We start from the raw sequence: 682 nt of genomic DNA, 5'->3' as shown, positions 1-682 counted from the left end.
GAGGTGTTCCGCGCCTGCCGGTCGCGACGGGGCGACAACGGGCGCGATGACCGCAAGTTCCTCGAAGCCATGCACTATTTCACCGTGCACAACATCTCCTGGCGGGCGCTGCCGGCCGAGTTCGGCGCGTGGAACAGCGTCTGGAAAAGGTTCTGGCGACTGCGCCAGGCCGGCGTGTTCGAGCTGTTCTTCGAAACCCTGGCATCCCTGAGCCGCACGGCGCATCTGGTCCAGATGTTCGATTCCACCGTCGTGCGCGCCCATGTCTCCGCCGCCGGGGCAAAAGGGGGCAGCAGGGCCAGGCCCTCGGCCGATCGCGGGGTGGCTTCTCCACCAAGATCCACCTCAAGAGCGATTTCGACGGCCAGCCGATCGCCTTCCACCTGACCGGTGGTGAGGCCGGCGACAGCCCACTCTTCAAGCTGCTGCTGGATCTTGGTCCCGATGTGAAGCCGCGCGCCGCCCTCGCCGACAAGGGCTATGACGCCAAGGCCAACCGGGCCATGGCCCGGGCTCGCGGCCTCGCGCCCGCCATCCCCTTCAAATCCAATGCGAAAGACCGCCCGGTCTTCTTCCCGAAGGCGCTCTACCGGGGCCGTGCCCGCATCGAGCAGTGCTTCGGAAAGCTGAAGCGATTCAAGCGCGTCGCCCTGCGCTGCGAGAAGACCGAATGCGGCTTCGC

At 66.7% G+C, this 682-nt stretch carries 1 protein-coding gene and 1 pseudogene; both read left to right on the top strand.

Annotated features, from left to right (window positions below; translation table 11 throughout):
* Nucleotides 1-3: 3 nt before the first annotated feature.
* Nucleotides 4-174: pseudogene (locus FBQ73_RS23435) on the top strand (transposase); the annotation flags it as partial.
* Nucleotides 129-682 (top strand): IS5 family transposase (locus tag FBQ73_RS23305; protein WP_170218992.1); only part of this gene is annotated, 554 nt, incomplete at its 3' end. The pseudogene FBQ73_RS23435 and the gene FBQ73_RS23305, both read left to right, overlap by 46 nt.

Origin of the sequence: Xanthobacter autotrophicus, assembly GCF_005871085.1 — a bacterium.
Classification (GTDB): Bacteria; Pseudomonadota; Alphaproteobacteria; order Rhizobiales; family Xanthobacteraceae; genus Xanthobacter; species Xanthobacter autotrophicus.
This window is presented reverse-complemented; position numbering and strand designations above follow the sequence as displayed.